Below are 15,409 nucleotides of genomic sequence, written 5' to 3' on the forward strand. Positions count from 1 at the left end.
AGCAATGATATAGGGCCTTTTTGGTCGATAAATTGGAAAAAGACCAAACGTTACTATAAATTTGTAAGGAAATCAGATTGAGGCAATCCCACCGAGGTAATTGGTCTAGCCCACGACTCCAAGAGGTTGGCTAGGTCATGCTCCCAAATAAGTCCAAACGATGAATAAGATCTATTCCCCCCTTCAGCTCCAAGAGCTATATCAAACTGCCTGTCGCAGGGGCGGGCTAACACCAGCCGACCTCGTAGAGCGCATCGCACAGCGGTTCGTCTACGCCTTTACACGCCTACATAGTCCTAGCCAAAGACGGGTGCATATCTTCGCTGGTGCGGGAGAGAATGGAGCGTATGCACTAGCTATCGCTCGCTTGCTTCGTGAGCGTAACTATCGCCCCGAGGTTTACCTCTTCTATCGCCAAGGCAAACTTAGCGAGAACTGCGAGGCTCAGAGGCTTAGGCTTGAGGGGACGGAGGTGCCACTGACCGAGGTTTCGACGGAGTTTCGTCCACCACACTTCCAAGCAGGCGAGCTGATTATTGATGGGCTATTCGGGGGGGAGCTAACCAAGCCTCTAAGCGGTGGCTATGCCTTGGTCGTGGATAAGATCAATCAGTCAGGGCTGCCTATTGTCAGCATCGAGATACCCTCGGGTTTGTACGCCGAGGATAACTCGACCAATCCGCTCGAGCAGGTCGTTCGTGCTACGCATACGATTGCTTTCGAGTCGCCTTATCTGTCTTTGCTTTTTGGAGAGTCTGCACCATACGTAGGGCAGTGGCAGGTACTCCCTATCGGGATTGATGAGGGGCTACATCAAGATGTCAATAGTCGATATTACCTCCAGAGTGAGCAGACGCTAGGGGCATCGCTCCTGACTCGTCAGCCATTTGCGGACAAGCAGGCGTGTGGCTCGGCTCTGTTGATTGGGGGCTCTACGAGCAAGGTTGGGCATCTCCTATTAGCCCTCAGGGCTGCTCTACGGGCTGGTTGCGGTGAGCTAACAGTGCATACCCTGACACCTCTTGCGACTTCCTTACAGATCGCTCAGCCCGAGCTGCTAGCCAGTTTGGCTGGTGGGCAGGAGTTTGAGCAGCTACCCAAGCACCTTGGGCAGTATCAGACCATTGCTATTGGTACTGCCATGGACGAGCCTGCGATGAGTGAGAGCCTTCTGCGCCAACTGATGACTAGCAGCTCTCGCCCGATGATCTTCGACGACTGGGCGATCCAGCGCTTCGCACACAATCGCTCGCTCCTCGATATCGTGCCACGTGGTAGCGTCCTGCTCTGTTCACGTAGAGATCAGGAGCGTCTTTTCGGCGGCCATACCACCTCGCTCGAGCGGGTCGAGCTGGCTAAGCAACTCGCTTCACGGCTCGATGCCACGGTTGTACTCAAGGGAGCCTATACGGCGATCTGTCGTGCCTCGGATAATGTTTACTTCAATACTACGGGAAATGCCGCTCTTGCCCGATCGGGTAGCGGTGATGTGCTCACGGGACTTTTGCTCGGTCTGATGGCTCGTGGATACGGTAGCCTCGTTGCCACACTACTGGCCTGCTATCTGCACGGACAAGTCGCCGATTTGTGTGCGGCTCGTCAGTCGATCGAGTCGGTGCTCCCCAGCGATCTGGTCAATCACATCGGAGAAGCTCTGCGTCAGCTCGCCTCAGATGTCTAGCCTCTGACCTAGAGTTTGGTCGAGGCTTAGTGAACTGTCTATGATTAGGTCTATTGCTTTGGATTAGGCAACCAAAGCGTTGCGTGGATTGGGTGGTGATCGCTCATGGTAGCGGCGTCATCAACGTACGAACTCTCAGGAACGAAAGCTCCGCCGCAGAGGATATGGTCGATGCGAACGACGAAGAACCATGTCGTGTAGCTAAAGCCAAAACCATTGCCTCGCTCGATATAAGCGTCCTGAAGTGAGTGCGCAATTCGCCGGCGGGCGTAGGATATGGGCGTATCGTTGAAGTCGCCGCAGACGATGACCCGCTCGCTTCCATAGTCTTCTATCTGCCGAGCAATCATATCAGCCTGCACATTGTGTGCTCTGAAGGTAGGGGCGAACTTGGCATTAAGGGCTTCTTTGAGCCGAAGAGCCTGTCGCTCTCGTACGAGCTGTACATAGCCCTCGCCATCTTTCTTGCGCAGACGAAAAGACTCCAAGTGCAGATTGACTACCATGATCTCACGATCATCAACTTGTAGCTTGTACCAAACGGCGCCATTGGCGTGCGACTTGATCGGGAAGCGATGTACTTCTTTGATCGGATACTTGGAGAGTAAAATCAGCGTGCTACCATGCTTCTGAGCATTGCGCTGGTCAATGTGTGGATATTGCTCCCCGAGATATGCTTTGAGCTGCTTGAAAGTAACACCATACTCAGCCTTATCTGCGAGCATCGACTCCTGAAGACAGACAATGTCGGCGTCGGTGCTCTTGATGTATTGGAGGATTGGGTTTGGGCTAGAGGGCGAGTGTCGTTTGAAGCCGAAAGCACTGGTATTGTAGGAGAGGACTTTGATCTGTTTGCCTGCCTCGGTTGGCTCATGCTCCCACTTGCGATTAATCGGTAGATAAGCCGAGAGGGCGCTCCAAGATAGAGCGAAGATGATCGCCATTAGCCCAACCATACGCCACCGTCCACGCACAAACCAGTATAGGCTGACCGTCAGCTGTAGCACGAATAGTATGGGGAAAGTAAGCCCGAGTAGGGCTGGTATGGTCGTGAGTGTGGGGCGAATGTAAGGCGAGTGGGCACCGAGCAGGTATAGGCACGCCACTAGAGCTGTCACGAGGTACAGCGTCCAGCGCAGGCTGCCACGTATGATGCGCCAAGTTTTGAGGAGGAATAACTTCATCGCCTTAATCTCATTGTGCTGTGTCGTAGGGTCGATCCACTACGATTGTTGCTTCTTGTCCCTATCGGAGGCCGAGAAGAGTTGCCGTTTCTCGTCTGCACTCAGACTACCATAGCCCGACTGGCGGAGCTTGTCTAGGATCTGATTGACAGGGAGGTCTGTCTTTTCTCTTGTTTTTTTTGTCCTATTAGGCCTCTTCTGTCTTAGCAAAACAGCTAGACGATCAATAAGTTTGGAGATTGGCTCCGTGATATCTCGCCCTTGCTTGCGTAGGCAATAGCCGAAAACAAAGCCAACAGCCGCTCCGCCTATGTGGGCGAGCTGTCCGCCTAGGTTATCCAACATGAGTAGTAGCTGCAGCAGAAGGATACCACCTGCCATCTGAGCGTACCCAATGCGCCCGAGTGGAGTCTGGAGCTTGAGCCAAGGAGTATAGAAAGCCAAGGCAAAAATCAGTGCTATAATAGCCGCAGACGAACCGACAAGGCCGAGCGGAAGGACGAAAATGCCCAATGCTTGTAGGAGCGAATAGCCACCTAGATAGAGCAGTGAGCCCGAGAGGGCAGCCATGAGGTAGAGTGGCACAAAGCGCCTTACCCCGAAGACCTCGATAAATCTGCGCCCGAAGAACCACAAGATCGCCATATTGATGGCCAGATGTAGCAGCCCACTGTGCACCAGCGAATAGGTTAGCACGGACCAAGGGCGCCTCACGAGCCAATAGGTGTCGGGAACGAACTTGAGCAAACGCCCCAGCCAACCAGCAGGCAAGCCTACTAGAGCGAGGATAGAGCCGCTAATCCAAACGAGCAGAGAGATGCCCACATTGCAGGCTATGCTCCACTCAAGCAGTCCCCAAGTCTTGGTATCGAGTAGTCTATTAGTTGTACGGGCCATCAATATCTCCCTTCTTTCTCCAAAGTCTGATCAGTATAAAACCGCCGAGCATACCACCCAAGTGAGCGAAATGGGCGACATTGCTACCCCACGAAGGGTTGATGCCGAGGAATAGCTCTATCAGACCGTAGATAATAACGAAGTACTTAGCCTTAATTGGTATAGGTAGGAAGAATAAAAAGATGACACTATTGGGGAACAGCATACCGAAAGCTAGCAGAAGCCCGAAAACAGCTCCCGAAGCACCCACCGTCACGGGTAGATTGAGTATCTCCCGACCGTAACGGACGATGCCATCGCCTAGGTTGATCATTTCATTGGCCAGAGGAATTAGGCTCCTGAGTTCGTAGTGCCAGACCAGCTCTTGTGCTAGCCCTGCGGTTAGTCCGCAGGTCAGGTAGAAGAATAGATAGCGCTTTGCCCCCCAAAATCGCTCAATTACACTACCAAACATCCATAGCGAGAACATATTGAAGAATAGATGATTGATCCCGTCCGTGCTGTGTAGGAACATATAGGTCAGCGCTTGGGTGATGCTGAAGTCCTCGGCGGGGAAATAGTGTAGCCCTAGCAGTTGAGCCAAGTCGATCCCGAAGCGATGCTCCGCCACCATCTGAGCCAGCCAAATGAGCGTATTGATGATGATCAGGCGTAGGGTTACGGGGGCAACGCTATTATTGAGGTTGAAAGTTCTCTCTGTCATATTGTCGTCGTGATGTGCTTCTTGTTAATCATTACTTCGTGGCCTTCTCCTTGGCCTTAGCCTCTGCTTTTTGCTTAGTACTCCAGTAGCGGCACCAAGGCGTTAGTCCGCAAGCCTCGCACTTAGGGCGCCGAGCTAGGCAGATGTATCGCCCGTGCAAGATCAGCCAGTGGTGCGCCTTGGGGATAATGGCCTCGGGAATGTGCTGTATGAGTACCTGCTCGGTTTGGAGCGGAGTCTTGGAGCGTGTGGTCAGTCCGATGCGCTCCGATACTCTGAAGACGTGCGTGTCTACCGCCATCGTCGGTTCGTCGAAGATGACAGAGCTAATCACGTTCGCTGTCTTGCGCCCAACACCCGGGAGCTTCATCAGCTCCTCACGCCCCTGAGGGACCTCTCCGCCAAAGTCGGCGATCAGCATCTGTGCCAGCCCCACGAGGTGCTTGGACTTACTGTTGGGGTAGCTGATGCTACGGATTAGGTCGAAGATTTCTTCTTCGCTAGCTCGTGCCATGGCTGATGCCGTCGGGTACTCCATGAAGAGACGAGGCGTCACCATATTCACCCGCTTGTCTGTGCACTGAGCTGATAGGACTACGGCCACAAGGAGCTCAAAGGGCGTCGTGTAGTTGAGCTCGGTTTCTGCCACTGGCACGTTCTGCTCAAACCAGCCGATGATGCCTGCAAATCGCTCCTTCCTCGTCATACCACCTTGGGTCTAGTGCGCTCCCTTAAACTGGTCGAGGAAGCGCTGGTCATTCTCCGAGAAGAGACGCAGGTCCTTGACACGATACTTGAGGTTCGTGATGCGCTCGATGCCCATACCTAGAGCATAGCCAGAGTAGCGTTTGCTGTCGATGCCACAGCTCTCCAGTACATTGGGGTCTACCATACCGCACCCGAGGATCTCTACCCAACCAGTATGCTTACAGAAGGCACAGCCCTCGCCGCCACAGATATTGCAGCTGATGTCCATCTCTGCCGAAGGCTCGGTGAAGGGGAAGTAGGAGGGGCGTAGGCGGATTTTGGTTTCGGGACCGAACATCTCTTGGGCGAAGTAGAGCAGTACCTGCTTGAGGTCGGCGAAAGATACATCTTGGTCGATGTAGAGTGCCTCCATCTGATGGAAGAAGCAGTGTGCACGGTAGCTGATGGCCTCGTTGCGATACACACGTCCGGGACAAATGATGCGCAGTGGTGGCTGCTGGGTGCTCATCACTCGGCTCTGTACCGATGAGGTATGAGTACGCAGTAGGCTGCCGGGTACGTTCTGCACGAAGAAGGTGTCCTGCATATCTCGGGCAGGGTGATCGTCGGCGAAGTTGAGCGAGGAGAATACGTGCCAGTCGTCCTCGATCTCTGGCCCCTCGGCGATAGAGAACCCTAGACGAGCGAAGATAGAGCAGATCTCCTCTTGTACGAGCGTCAGAGGGTGACGTGTCCCTAGAGGTGTAGGGTAGGCCGTGCGGCTCCAGTCGATTTCCTTGGCCTCTGCTCCCTTGTTTTGGAGTGCATCTCGTAGGCTATTGATACGATTTTGTGCCGTTTCCTTGAGCTGATTGAGTAGCTGACCTACGAGGCGCTTCTCTTCGTTGGGGACACTTCGGAAGTCCTCAAATAGTTGAGATACAAGTCCCTTTTTGCTGATATACTTGATGCGAAGCTCCTCTACCTGCTCTAGGCTCTCGGCAGCAAGTGCCTCGATTTCCTCGAGCAGTTGCTTAATCTTATCTTGCATATAGTTCGTCTAATGTCATTTGTTTTGTAAGCCACAAAGATAGTTATTAATGTAGAGCCCTCAATGCTCCGGGGTATCATAGCTCGCTCATTGAGGGCATATAATCCGACCTCTGTCAGTAGTTCCTAGGCTCTAGTCCTGTGTTAATCTGGCTCAGCTCTGTATGAACGCTGCGTGCTGTGTCGCAGATCCCAAGGCTTTGCTAGTCTATTTCTCTACTTTTTGGTTAAGAAATGTTAAGGTCTTGTTGAGGTTTTTATTGGAATGGGACGGTGGTTCTTAAAGCTTGTTCGGGTGGAGAGATGGAGTCAGTGGGAAGATTTGGGGTAGTTGTAGGATCAATTCGCTACGATGTGTCCACCAATCCTCAAAGATTGATGGGAAGAAAATCCCAAAAGTGTGAGATAAGTTTATAAAACCGCTTTATGCGTGGGTCTATATGTCTGATCAATAATGTTTTGTGTTTTTCTTGTTTTAAGCCGTTGTTTTCGTTTGGCTGGGTTCGAGAGCCAAAACGAGGTCGAGTGCCGTGTGGGGCTCTCTAGGGGGCAAATACGAGGTTTGTATTTGGGCCTGTGGGTTGGTCGGGGGCGTATGCATAGAGCACCGAGAGTGCAATGGAGTAGATAAATTTTGTAAATGTGCGTTCTGTTCATAGATTAAGTCAGCTCTGACGAAGGAGGTGAAGTAGGCGAGTCCTACCGCATAAACTAAGTTTGCTAGAGGTATGTGATATAGTTTAGTATGTTTATCTTTGCCGTAGTGGCTTAAAATATATGTTACACCTTGGAAGATTTCGATAAACTACAGGAGCTCATTCGGCCCGAGCAGATTCATCAGCTGCGAGAGCCTGTGGCTATGCCCAAGCAGGCTAGCTTCTTTCGCTATGTACATCGGCTCAGAGATCGGGTAGAGCAGGGCAAGCTCCACCTCGACGAAGACGAGCTTATCAGACGCATGGACGAGCTACTGATGATGGACACCCCGAGCGAAGTGCTTCTGCGCCGTGTATTTGCCAGCCTCGCCTGCACCGAGAGTATCGCTGCTCTGCGTGCGATCGAGCTAGTCCTGCCAGAGCTCACAGGCTCCAAACGAGAGTGGGCACTGCTGGCCGAGTTACAGCTGCGTATCAGCATCGTAGGAGATTTGCTAGGCGAGCGTCAGGTCGCTATGACCAGTGGGCTAGGAGGCTCCGGGACGCTTATTCGCATCAATGGGATTGTCCTTAGTCGGGACTTTGCCCCTTGGCTACCCTATCAGCAAGAGCTGATGACAGAGGAGCTACGCCGCTGCTGTAGTGAGGAGGGCGGTAGCCTAGAGGAGGAGATATGGGGCGAGTGTTTCTATATATTCGTCGTCCTACTCCCCTACAACAGCGATATCATGCCCCTAATCAGAGGCTATGTGAAACAATGCAACGAGTATGGGCAGTTTATCCAAATGGATTGTATGGTGACGAACCTACAGAAGTTTACTGCCGAAGATGCCAACAAACTGATTGACGAGCTCAAGCAGAGCCAAGATAACCAACAGCAAGATCAAACACCTACATTAGATGATCAACTCACCCAATCCTCCGACCTCTAGTGGTTTTACCAGCTCACTCCTGACGAGTTTCGTGCGCTTGCTGCTCAAGCGCCCTATCTATATCTTGGCTAGTCTGCTCATCGTCGTAGCCATCAAACTTGTGTGGCGACCCACCACACCTATGCCTACACGAGAGTACTTCACCACCTACCGCATCAAGTATAGCGACCCGGGGCAAGGCTATCGTGTGAGCAAGGCGCTAGAGACGGATCCGCAGCAGAGCTATCGCCCGCAGTGGGCTATGGTCAATCCCTATGACCGTGATATTGCAGTCAAGTATTTCGAGTCTACACAGATTGTCGTCAATGCGGGCAGTCGCCTGAACTATACCGTCGTCTACTGGCACGAGGGTAAGGATATCTATCCAGATTGCCCTATTGATCTGCGCTTCTTGAGCAAGGAGCTCGATGGCTTCGACTCATGGCAGATGGAGGTCGCTGTGCACAAGGATAGAGTCGTGATCTCAGACATTAAGGGCAAGTACAAGACCAAGGTCATTAAGCAAGCAAAACCAATCTCGGTGCCTTACGGCGAGGTTGTCCAGACGCCAGTAGGCCCTGTCGAGGTTAAGCTCGTGCGCCCCATCGGGGAGTACACGGAGCTAACGCTCAAGCGCATGAGCGATATTGATGCACAGGAAAAATATGATAGCAAGCTCAGACGCTATATGGGTAGCAACCTCATTGAGCTCTTCTTGATGGCAGACTGTACGCACGAGTTCGCTCGTGACTTCTTCCGTGAGATCGGGCTAGAGTATGAGCGCTATGCACTTGCGACCTACCGTAAGGAGCTCGATACTTATATGGCACGTCTTGCTAAGGCTAGACAAGGACTGCTAGGGGAGAAGCGTCTCCCTCTAGACGAAGTGGCGACATCCCTCGGGCTCAAGAATGCGTCTGGCCGTGCAGAGCTACTGACCCAGATAGATCGGCTGATCCAAGAGGCTCAGACCAATGCTCTGATCCTAGAGGAGGAGTCGATGCTCGAGATCCTAGACGACACATTCATACGCTCACCCAAGCAGAGTGTATCTCCACAGGCCTATATCACTTTTGGGCTCGTGGTGCTATTCATACTTATTCCTATCTTGGCTACGCTACTGGAGCTGCTACTGCGTCGCCCAGTGCTGGGGCGTGGTTCTCTCCCCGAGGATTGGCAAGGGGCGGATCGTTTGATTCCGCTACCAAGTGCCAAAGCTCCATTCCTGAGGTGGAACTTTGTGCGCCTCAACCTCAATCGCCACCAAGAGGGCAAGGCTCGCAGAGTCGTCTTGCTTACTAGCCTCACAGCCGATGCCTATACCGACACTGTCGCTCAGCATCTCGAGCAGACATATATGCTCGCAGGAGATAGAGTACTTGTCGCCAAGGTCTACAACGCCTCGGAGCTGGTTACACTGCTAGAGCAGAGCTCGGCAGAGGCTTGTCTACTCGTCAAGACGCCTGCGCTAGATGCCTCGCATCTAGCCGTCGAGCTACAGCAGAGCAAAGGCTATACGCTCGGGCTCGTAGTGCGCAATACACGCACTGCCGCTCGTGGGCTAGAGGCGCTCCACGAGTGGTATCAGGGCCATGCCGAGCAGCCTACCATACTCTGGGACGATCATATCTAGCTGGCTCATCATTCACTTCAAAACTATCTGACTATGGCTATTATTCGTTCGGTCTTGGACACAGACCTATATAAGTTCACCACGAGCTATGCTTATAGCAAACTCTATCCTCGTGCATACGGGCAGTTTCGCTTCATAGACCGAGCACGCACACGTTACCCCGAGGGGTTTGCCGAGCGGCTTAGAGCCGAGCTAGATGCTATGGCCGAGCTTCGCCTCAGTGCAGACGAGGAGCTATTCTTGCACCGTGAGCTACCTTACCTGCCACCTACATACATCGATTTTCTCAGCGGCTTTCGCTTTCGTCCCGAGGAGGTTCAGGTCAGCCAAGATGCCGAGGGATATCTGAGTATCGTCGCCGAGGGCTTGCTCTATCGCATTACCCTCTGGGAAACACCTATTCTAGCACTAGTCAGTGAGCTCTACTACCGCTGTATGGGGGCAGAGCCCGATATGGATTACGCCGAGCAGGCGATCATTGCCAAGGCCAAGAAGCTGACCGAGCACAACATTACCTACTCGATGTTTGGCATGCGCCGCCGCTTCAGCTTCGAGGTCGAGGATCGAATGACGGAGCTACTCAAACAGCACTCGGGCGACAACTTCTACGGCACGAGCAATGTGCACATTGCCCACAAACTGGGCCTCAAGGTTTCGGGGACTCACCCACACGAGTGGATTCAGTTCCATGGAGCGATGTTTGGCTACAAGATGGCTAACTATATGGCTATGGAGGACTGGATCAATGTCTACGACGGTGATCTCGGAGCTGTGCTGACCGATACCTATACCACCGATGTGTTTATGAAGAACTTCAGCAAGAAGCATGCGATGCTCTTCACGAGCCTTAGACACGACAGCGGCGATGCTTTCGAGTTTACGGATAAGGTGATCGCCCGCTACCGTGAGCTACGTGTAGATCCCAAGATCAAGTACATCATTTTCTCGGACGGCCTCAATACCGAGCGAGCTATCGAGATAGCCGACTACTGCCGAGGTAAGATCGGTGCGACCTTCGGTATCGGTACGAATTTCTCCAACGACGTGGGCAATGGTATCAAGCCGATGAATATCGTGATGAAGCTCTGGCAGTGTAAGATGACTGAGCGTGACCGCTGGCATCCTTGCGTCAAGCTAAGCGATGTGGCAGGTAAGCACACCGGTATCCCCTCGGAGATCGAGCTAGCTCAGCGGACGCTTGGGCTGGACGAGGGGCAGCAACCTTAGGCGTGCTATGACCAGTGCGAGCAGGCGTGTCTGCCTGTATTTTGGTTCGTTCAATCCTATTCATCGAGGGCATCTGTCTTTGGCTCGCTATGCCCAAGGGGAGCTCGGCTTCGATGAGGTGTGGCTAGTGCTTAGTCCACTCAATCCGCTCAAGAGTCAAGCCGATCAACTTCCCTATGCCCTGCGCCGTGATTTGGTCGAGGCTTCAATCCGAGCGGAAGAGGGGCTTAGGCTGTGCTCTCTAGAGGTCGATTTGCCTCAGCCCCGCTATACGATTCGCTCTCTGCGTGCCCTTCGGATGCTGTACCCGAGGACAGACTTCTCTATGCTTATCGGTGCGGACAATCTGCTTATTCTACCTTCGTGGCATCAGTACGAGCGCCTGCTGCATAGTACAGCCCTCTATGTCTACCCAAGGCCGGGGCACGAGGTGGTGGAGCTCCCACTCTGGAGCAAGGGAGCTGAGGTGCATTACTGCGCCGATGCTCCTCAGATGGATATCTCTTCCTCCTTTATCAGGCAGGCTATCGCCGAGCATCGAGATGTGCGCGAATGCCTCGGTGCTCCAGCTCTGTGGGGTAGAGTAGCCGAGGCACTGCAAGAGCGGAGCGCAGGCAAGCCCTAGAGCGAGGGTTTCTTCGTACCTTTGCCGGCAAAAGAACCAAGAGCATGGATCGTAAATATCAAGCAGAGCTGGAGAGGTTAGCCCAGAGTGATATGCTTCGTTCGCTCAAGGTAACCCGAGCAGAGGGTACCTATATATATATGGACGGACGGAGGATGCTCAACCTCTCGAGCAATGACTACCTCGGCATCGCTACACGGGGTGACTTAGCCCAAGAAGTCGAGGCGGAGCTACATCGCCTCGGCGGAGCTGGTAGTACCTCCTCTCGCCTGATGACGGGCAACTACGAGGAGTACCAGAGGTTAGAGGATTTGCTTGCAGAGCGATTTGCCCGTGAGGCTGCCCTCGTTTTCGGCAGTGGCTACCACATGAATGTGGGGATCGTCCCAGCCCTAGCCGATAGCTCAACCATTATCCTAGCCGATCGCCTCGTCCATGCCAGTATGATCGACGGCATTAGGCTCTCGAGTTGCCGCTTCGAGAGATTTCGACACAATGATTTGGCTCATCTAGAGCGTCTGCTCAATAAATACACCGAGGCCGAGCGCATCATCGTGATGGTGGAGAGTGTGTACAGTATGGACGGCGATTGTGCCGACCTAAAAGGCTTAGTTGCCCTCAAAGAGCGCTATCCCAGTGTGATGCTCTACGTAGACGAGGCGCATGCTATCGGTGTCTTTGGCGATACTGGTCTAGGGCTGGCCGAGGCGACAGGGACAATTCAGCAAATTGACTTGCTACTTGGCACCTTCGGTAAGGCTCTTGCCGGTATGGGTGGTTATCTGATTTGCTCGGACGTAGTCAAGCGTTACCTCGTCAATCGCTGTCGCTCTCTGATTTTCTCCACTGCTCTACCGCCTCTAACCATAGCTTACGATCGTCTTGCCTTCGAGGCTTTACCTAGATATACGGTCGAGCGCCAGAGGCTGAAGGCCTCAAGCGAACATCTACGCCAGCGATTGGGCGAGTGGGGCCTACAGACACCGAGCCAGACCCACATCATTCCGATCGTTATTGGTGGGGCGCAGCAGACCGTCCAGCTCGCCGAGCGTTTGCAGGCTCTGGGCTACTATGCCTTGGCTGTTCGTCCGCCTACTGTCCCCGAGAGGAGCTGTCGTCTAAGGCTATCCCTCACTGCGGAAATAGACCTTGCAGACTTCGAGCGCGACTTCGCCCCACTGGTGGCCGAACTTGTGGCTACACAACACCAATAAGCCCCTATGCAATATCAATTATATTCCTCTCCTACTCCTGCCGATAGGCTTATTCTCTACTTCAATGGCTGGGCAATGACGCCCGAGGCTGTGGAGCACCTCATTCGTCCCGAGGACTACGATTTGCTCATCGTCTGGGACTACCGTTCGCTGGATCTCGATTTCGACCTCTCGGCCTATAAGGCCATTAGCCTCGTAGCTTGGTCCATGGGGGTGTGGGCTGCTGATCGCTTTGCGCTAAGTCTTGCAGAGGCTCTGCCACTAGAGCGTGCCGTAGCCATTTGCGGTACGGGCTATCCCGTCGATGACGCTTGGGGTATTCCGCAGGCCGTCTTCGAGGGGACAATGAATGGTCTGAGCGAAGCCAACCGAGTGCGCTTCAATCGCCGTATGTGCGGAGGTAAGACCTACCGCCATCTTTTCGAGGCTCTGGCCAAACGCTCGACCGATGAAATCAAAGCAGAGCTCGAGGCGGTCTATCGGCACGAAGTTTCGGCCGAGCGTTCCCTCCCCAAGGCCGATGCACTGCGATGGTCACTTGCCCTCATTGGGCAGGAAGATCGCATTATCCCTGCTGACAATCAGCTGGCTTACTGGCGCGGACAAGGCGTGGAGAGCAGAATGGATACAAACGCAGCACACTATTTGCTAGGGGGAGCCACAACGTGGGAGGAGCTATGGGCGTAGACACCAAGGCGACACCACTGATTGATAAAGCAATCGTCGGCAAACGCTTTAGCGCATCGGCAGCGTCTTACGATCGCTATGCCGTAGCGCAGAAACATATCTACCAGAGGCTTGGCAAGCTGTTAGAGGCTGCCGGGCAGAAATCCTTCGATCGTGTGCTTGAGGTAGGCTGTGGTACGGCTGGGCTGAGCAAATATGTCGATAACCTCTGCGAAGTAAAACACTGGACACTCAACGATCTTGGCTCGTGTATGCTGGAGTATGGCGATTTTCGTCCACGCTATGCCTCGACGCCTGAGCTGATTATGGGAGATGCCGAGCAGATTGATTTGGGTACGGACTACGATCTGATTATCTCTGCCTCAGCGATACAATGGTTTCATGATGGTGAAGCCTTCGTCAGATCACTACACAATCGACTCCGCCCCGGTGGGATATTGCTGCTAAGTACTTTCGGCCCAGAAAATCTGATCGAGATCAAAACACTTACGGGGCAGGGGCTACATTATCATTCACTTACCGAGATCTCCGACTGGTTTAGGGACTATACGGATCTACAGCTCATGGACGAAGTTTATCCCCTCTCTTTCTCTACCCCGAGGGAGGTGCTTCTGCATCTCAAACGTACGGGCGTTACGGCGACCTCTGCCCACTCGTCTGTCTGGACGGCTGAGCGACTGCGTACCTTTGAGCGTATCTATACCGAGCAGTACGGACAGTCCGAGGGAGGGGTGCCGCTGACCTATCACCCGATCTACATCGTAGCTCGCCGAGCATTTCGATCCAACCCTACAGTAGACGATGCTTCTCGCTAGATATATCCAAGATGACCTGATAGAATGTGGCTGTGACGAAGCAGGCCGAGGCTGTTTGGCTGGTCCTGTGTATGCCGCAGCCGTAATTTTGCCTTCAGACTTCCAGCATCCATTCCTGCACGACTCCAAGCAACTCACCGAGCGTAAGCGTGATTTGCTCCGTCCGATCATCGAGCGAGAGGCCTTGGCTTGGGCAGTAGGGGTCTGTACGGCAGAGGAAATTGATGAGATCAATATCCTCAGAGCATCGCATCTGGCGATGCACCGAGCGGTAGCGGCTCTCTCTATTCGTCCCGATCGTCTGCTGATTGATGGCAACCGCTTCACGCCTTACGAGAGTATCGAGCACCACTGCATTGTCAAGGGCGACGGCAAGATCGCAAGCATTGCGGCAGCTTCTATCCTCGCTAAGACACATCGTGACCAAGAGATGCTCAGGCTTGCGAGGCTATTCCCTGAGTATGGCTGGGATAAACATAAGGGTTACCCGACCAAGGAACACCGAGCAGCCATTGCCGAGTATGGCCCTTCGCCACATCATCGACTAACTTTTAAGCTTTAGACGGGGTGCAGGTCTACTGAGCAAGCAAGATGGACCAATAAATTAGGCGGCAAGTGAGAACTCTCACTTGCCGCCTAATTTATTGTCTAGATCACATGGGGCTACACCCCGATGGAGTCTTTAGTGACCTTCCAAAGCAGCCTCTACTTGTGGGAGCTTGAAGTCTACGAAGCACAGCCCTGCTAGTGCTGTACCATAGCGCTTCTCGATCGTGATCCCTTCGGTTACGAAGTTCAACTCACCGAGGTAGTACTGCGAATAAGTCTTAGCATGCAGGTCATTGATCACACGGATCAGACGTGCCTCTAGCTCCTCAATGCGGTAGCGACCGCTCACCTCACAGACTAGTCCGCCTACCTTCTTATCGAAGTTTTCGTCGGCATACATCCAAGCGTATACCACACCAGCCGATACGAATTCGTCCTGCTGACCGTGAGAAACCGCTAGGATTGTCTTCAGCTCCGAACCGAATGGTGGTAGGTCGATTTCGTCCATCGTTGCTAGACGAGCCGTAGCAGGTAGCACCGATGAATACACCATGATGTTGAAATCAGAGATTCCAGCATCGAAGAGAGCCATGTGGTAAGAGCCAGCATGGAGCTCTAGGTCAGATTCTCCGCTACCCTTGGTTACGAAGAACGTGTTTGGGATAAGATTCCCTACGAAATTGCTCATTTACAAAAACCTATTAGAGAGTAATTTTTTAACTTAGTTTGCATCTCTGCCGAGCTACAAAGTTACAACTAATTAATAGAATAGCAGTCAAATTGTTCAATTCACTCAGGGCAACCGCATCAAATCTTTAGCAGCTTTTTGAGATAGTCTATATTCAGAGCAGCCTTGAACAACCTCTTCCGTAGGGATAGCTTGTCTTTAT

General features: G+C 53.0%; 15 protein-coding genes. 9 read left to right on the forward strand and 6 right to left on the reverse strand.

Translation table 11 applies throughout. From position 1 onward, the window contains the following. Window positions 1–160: 160 nt before the first annotated feature. Window positions 161–1,681: an NAD(P)H-hydrate dehydratase gene (locus tag HQ41_RS04370; RefSeq protein WP_044188430.1), complete on the forward strand. Its 1,521-nt coding sequence runs from the start codon at window positions 161–163 to the stop codon at window positions 1,679–1,681. A gap of 50 nt (window positions 1,682–1,731) precedes the next feature. Here the strand turns inward: HQ41_RS04370 and HQ41_RS04375 are convergent, their stop codons facing one another. From HQ41_RS04375 to pheS, 5 genes are read right to left on the reverse strand one after another with little or no spacing between them, the layout of a single operon-like run. After that, window positions 1,732–2,865 (reverse strand): endonuclease/exonuclease/phosphatase family protein, encoded by a 1,134-nt coding sequence (locus HQ41_RS04375; RefSeq protein ID WP_044188433.1) that lies wholly within the window; start codon window positions 2,863–2,865, stop codon window positions 1,732–1,734. 39 nt (window positions 2,866–2,904) lie between these two features. Next, a complete protein-coding gene (locus HQ41_RS04380; protein WP_044188436.1) occupies window positions 2,905–3,762 on the reverse strand; it encodes a rhomboid family intramembrane serine protease in 858 nt (285 codons plus the stop codon). Continuing rightward, entirely contained in the window at window positions 3,746–4,465 is a 720-nt protein-coding gene (locus HQ41_RS04385; RefSeq protein WP_044188439.1) for a rhomboid family intramembrane serine protease, read from the reverse strand. Before HQ41_RS04385 ends, HQ41_RS04380 begins: the two co-directional genes overlap by 17 nt. 31 nt (window positions 4,466–4,496) lie before the next feature. After that, window positions 4,497–5,171, reverse strand: a complete 675-nt coding sequence (nth, locus tag HQ41_RS04390) for an endonuclease III (protein WP_044188442.1) — start codon at window positions 5,169–5,171, stop codon at window positions 4,497–4,499. 12 nt (window positions 5,172–5,183) lie between these two features. Then, window positions 5,184–6,203, reverse strand: a complete 1,020-nt coding sequence (gene pheS / locus HQ41_RS04395) for a phenylalanine--tRNA ligase subunit alpha (protein WP_044188444.1) — start codon at window positions 6,201–6,203, stop codon at window positions 5,184–5,186. Between the two features lie 786 nt (window positions 6,204–6,989). On the opposite strand from pheS, the gene HQ41_RS04400 reads away from it, so the two are divergent. From HQ41_RS04400 to HQ41_RS04435, 8 genes are read left to right on the forward strand one after another with little or no spacing between them, the layout of a single operon-like run. Next, window positions 6,990–7,790, forward strand: coding sequence for a hypothetical protein (locus tag HQ41_RS04400; RefSeq protein WP_044188447.1), 801 nt, complete (start codon window positions 6,990–6,992; stop codon window positions 7,788–7,790). Continuing rightward, complete coding sequence (locus HQ41_RS04405) at window positions 7,759–9,402, forward strand: hypothetical protein (RefSeq protein ID WP_044188449.1); 1,644 nt, start codon at window positions 7,759–7,761, stop codon at window positions 9,400–9,402. The genes HQ41_RS04400 and HQ41_RS04405 overlap by 32 nt, the downstream gene beginning before the upstream one ends. Window positions 9,403–9,435: 33 nt before the next feature. Continuing rightward, window positions 9,436–10,629, forward strand: a complete 1,194-nt coding sequence (gene pncB / locus HQ41_RS04410) for a nicotinate phosphoribosyltransferase (RefSeq protein WP_044188451.1) — start codon at window positions 9,436–9,438, stop codon at window positions 10,627–10,629. A 7-nt stretch (window positions 10,630–10,636) separates the two neighbouring features. Continuing rightward, window positions 10,637–11,254 carry a nicotinate (nicotinamide) nucleotide adenylyltransferase gene (gene nadD, locus HQ41_RS04415; RefSeq protein WP_044188452.1) on the forward strand — a complete coding sequence of 206 codons (618 nt, stop codon included), beginning with the start codon at window positions 10,637–10,639 and terminating at the stop codon, window positions 11,252–11,254. 44 nt (window positions 11,255–11,298) lie between these two features. Beyond that, window positions 11,299–12,468: an 8-amino-7-oxononanoate synthase gene (locus tag HQ41_RS04420; RefSeq protein WP_044188455.1), complete on the forward strand. Its 1,170-nt coding sequence runs from the start codon at window positions 11,299–11,301 to the stop codon at window positions 12,466–12,468. 6 nt (window positions 12,469–12,474) lie between these two features. After that, entirely contained in the window at window positions 12,475–13,155 is a 681-nt protein-coding gene (locus HQ41_RS04425; RefSeq protein WP_044188457.1) for a DUF452 family protein, read from the forward strand. Beyond that, window positions 13,146–13,970 carry a malonyl-ACP O-methyltransferase BioC gene (gene bioC / locus HQ41_RS04430; RefSeq protein WP_044188460.1) on the forward strand — a complete coding sequence of 275 codons (825 nt, stop codon included), beginning with the start codon at window positions 13,146–13,148 and terminating at the stop codon, window positions 13,968–13,970. The genes HQ41_RS04425 and bioC overlap by 10 nt, the downstream gene beginning before the upstream one ends. Continuing rightward, window positions 13,957–14,532 carry a ribonuclease HII gene (locus HQ41_RS04435; protein WP_044188462.1) on the forward strand — a complete coding sequence of 192 codons (576 nt, stop codon included), beginning with the start codon at window positions 13,957–13,959 and terminating at the stop codon, window positions 14,530–14,532. Before bioC ends, HQ41_RS04435 begins: the two co-directional genes overlap by 14 nt. A gap of 120 nt (window positions 14,533–14,652) precedes the next feature. On the opposite strand, the gene HQ41_RS04440 is transcribed toward HQ41_RS04435, so the two are convergent. Then, the gene (locus tag HQ41_RS04440) at window positions 14,653–15,207 is read right to left on the reverse strand and encodes a pyruvoyl-dependent arginine decarboxylase (RefSeq protein WP_044188465.1); all 555 of its coding nucleotides are present in this window, start codon (window positions 15,205–15,207) and stop codon (window positions 14,653–14,655) included. Between the last annotated feature and the right edge of the window lie 202 nt (window positions 15,208–15,409).

Origin of the sequence: Porphyromonas sp. COT-290 OH860 (assembly GCF_000768935.1) — a bacterium.
In the GTDB taxonomy this organism is placed as follows: Bacteria; Bacteroidota; Bacteroidia; order Bacteroidales; family Porphyromonadaceae; genus Porphyromonas.

Bases quoted from the DNA above. Each gene is read 5' to 3' on its own strand.
- pheS (WP_044188444.1), bottom strand. From the start codon at position 6,203: ATGCAAGATAAGATTAAGCAACTGCTCGAGGAAATCGAGGCACTTGCT.
- HQ41_RS04370 (WP_044188430.1), top strand. From the start codon at position 161: ATGAATAAGATCTATTCCCCCCTTCAGCTCCAAGAGCTATATCAAACT.
- HQ41_RS04385 (WP_044188439.1), bottom strand. From the start codon at position 4,465: ATGACAGAGAGAACTTTCAACCTCAATAATAGCGTTGCCCCCGTAACC.
- bioC (WP_044188460.1), top strand. From the start codon at position 13,146: ATGGGCGTAGACACCAAGGCGACACCACTGATTGATAAAGCAATCGTC.
- HQ41_RS04440 (WP_044188465.1), bottom strand. From the start codon at position 15,207: ATGAGCAATTTCGTAGGGAATCTTATCCCAAACACGTTCTTCGTAACC.
- HQ41_RS04425 (WP_044188457.1), top strand. From the start codon at position 12,475: ATGCAATATCAATTATATTCCTCTCCTACTCCTGCCGATAGGCTTATT.
- HQ41_RS04435 (WP_044188462.1), top strand. From the start codon at position 13,957: ATGCTTCTCGCTAGATATATCCAAGATGACCTGATAGAATGTGGCTGT.
- HQ41_RS04405 (WP_044188449.1), top strand. From the start codon at position 7,759: ATGATCAACTCACCCAATCCTCCGACCTCTAGTGGTTTTACCAGCTCA.
- pncB (WP_044188451.1), top strand. From the start codon at position 9,436: ATGGCTATTATTCGTTCGGTCTTGGACACAGACCTATATAAGTTCACC.
- HQ41_RS04420 (WP_044188455.1), top strand. From the start codon at position 11,299: ATGGATCGTAAATATCAAGCAGAGCTGGAGAGGTTAGCCCAGAGTGAT.
- nadD (WP_044188452.1), top strand. From the start codon at position 10,637: ATGACCAGTGCGAGCAGGCGTGTCTGCCTGTATTTTGGTTCGTTCAAT.
- nth (WP_044188442.1), bottom strand. From the start codon at position 5,171: ATGACGAGGAAGGAGCGATTTGCAGGCATCATCGGCTGGTTTGAGCAG.
- HQ41_RS04375 (WP_044188433.1), bottom strand. From the start codon at position 2,865: ATGAAGTTATTCCTCCTCAAAACTTGGCGCATCATACGTGGCAGCCTG.
- HQ41_RS04380 (WP_044188436.1), bottom strand. From the start codon at position 3,762: ATGGCCCGTACAACTAATAGACTACTCGATACCAAGACTTGGGGACTG.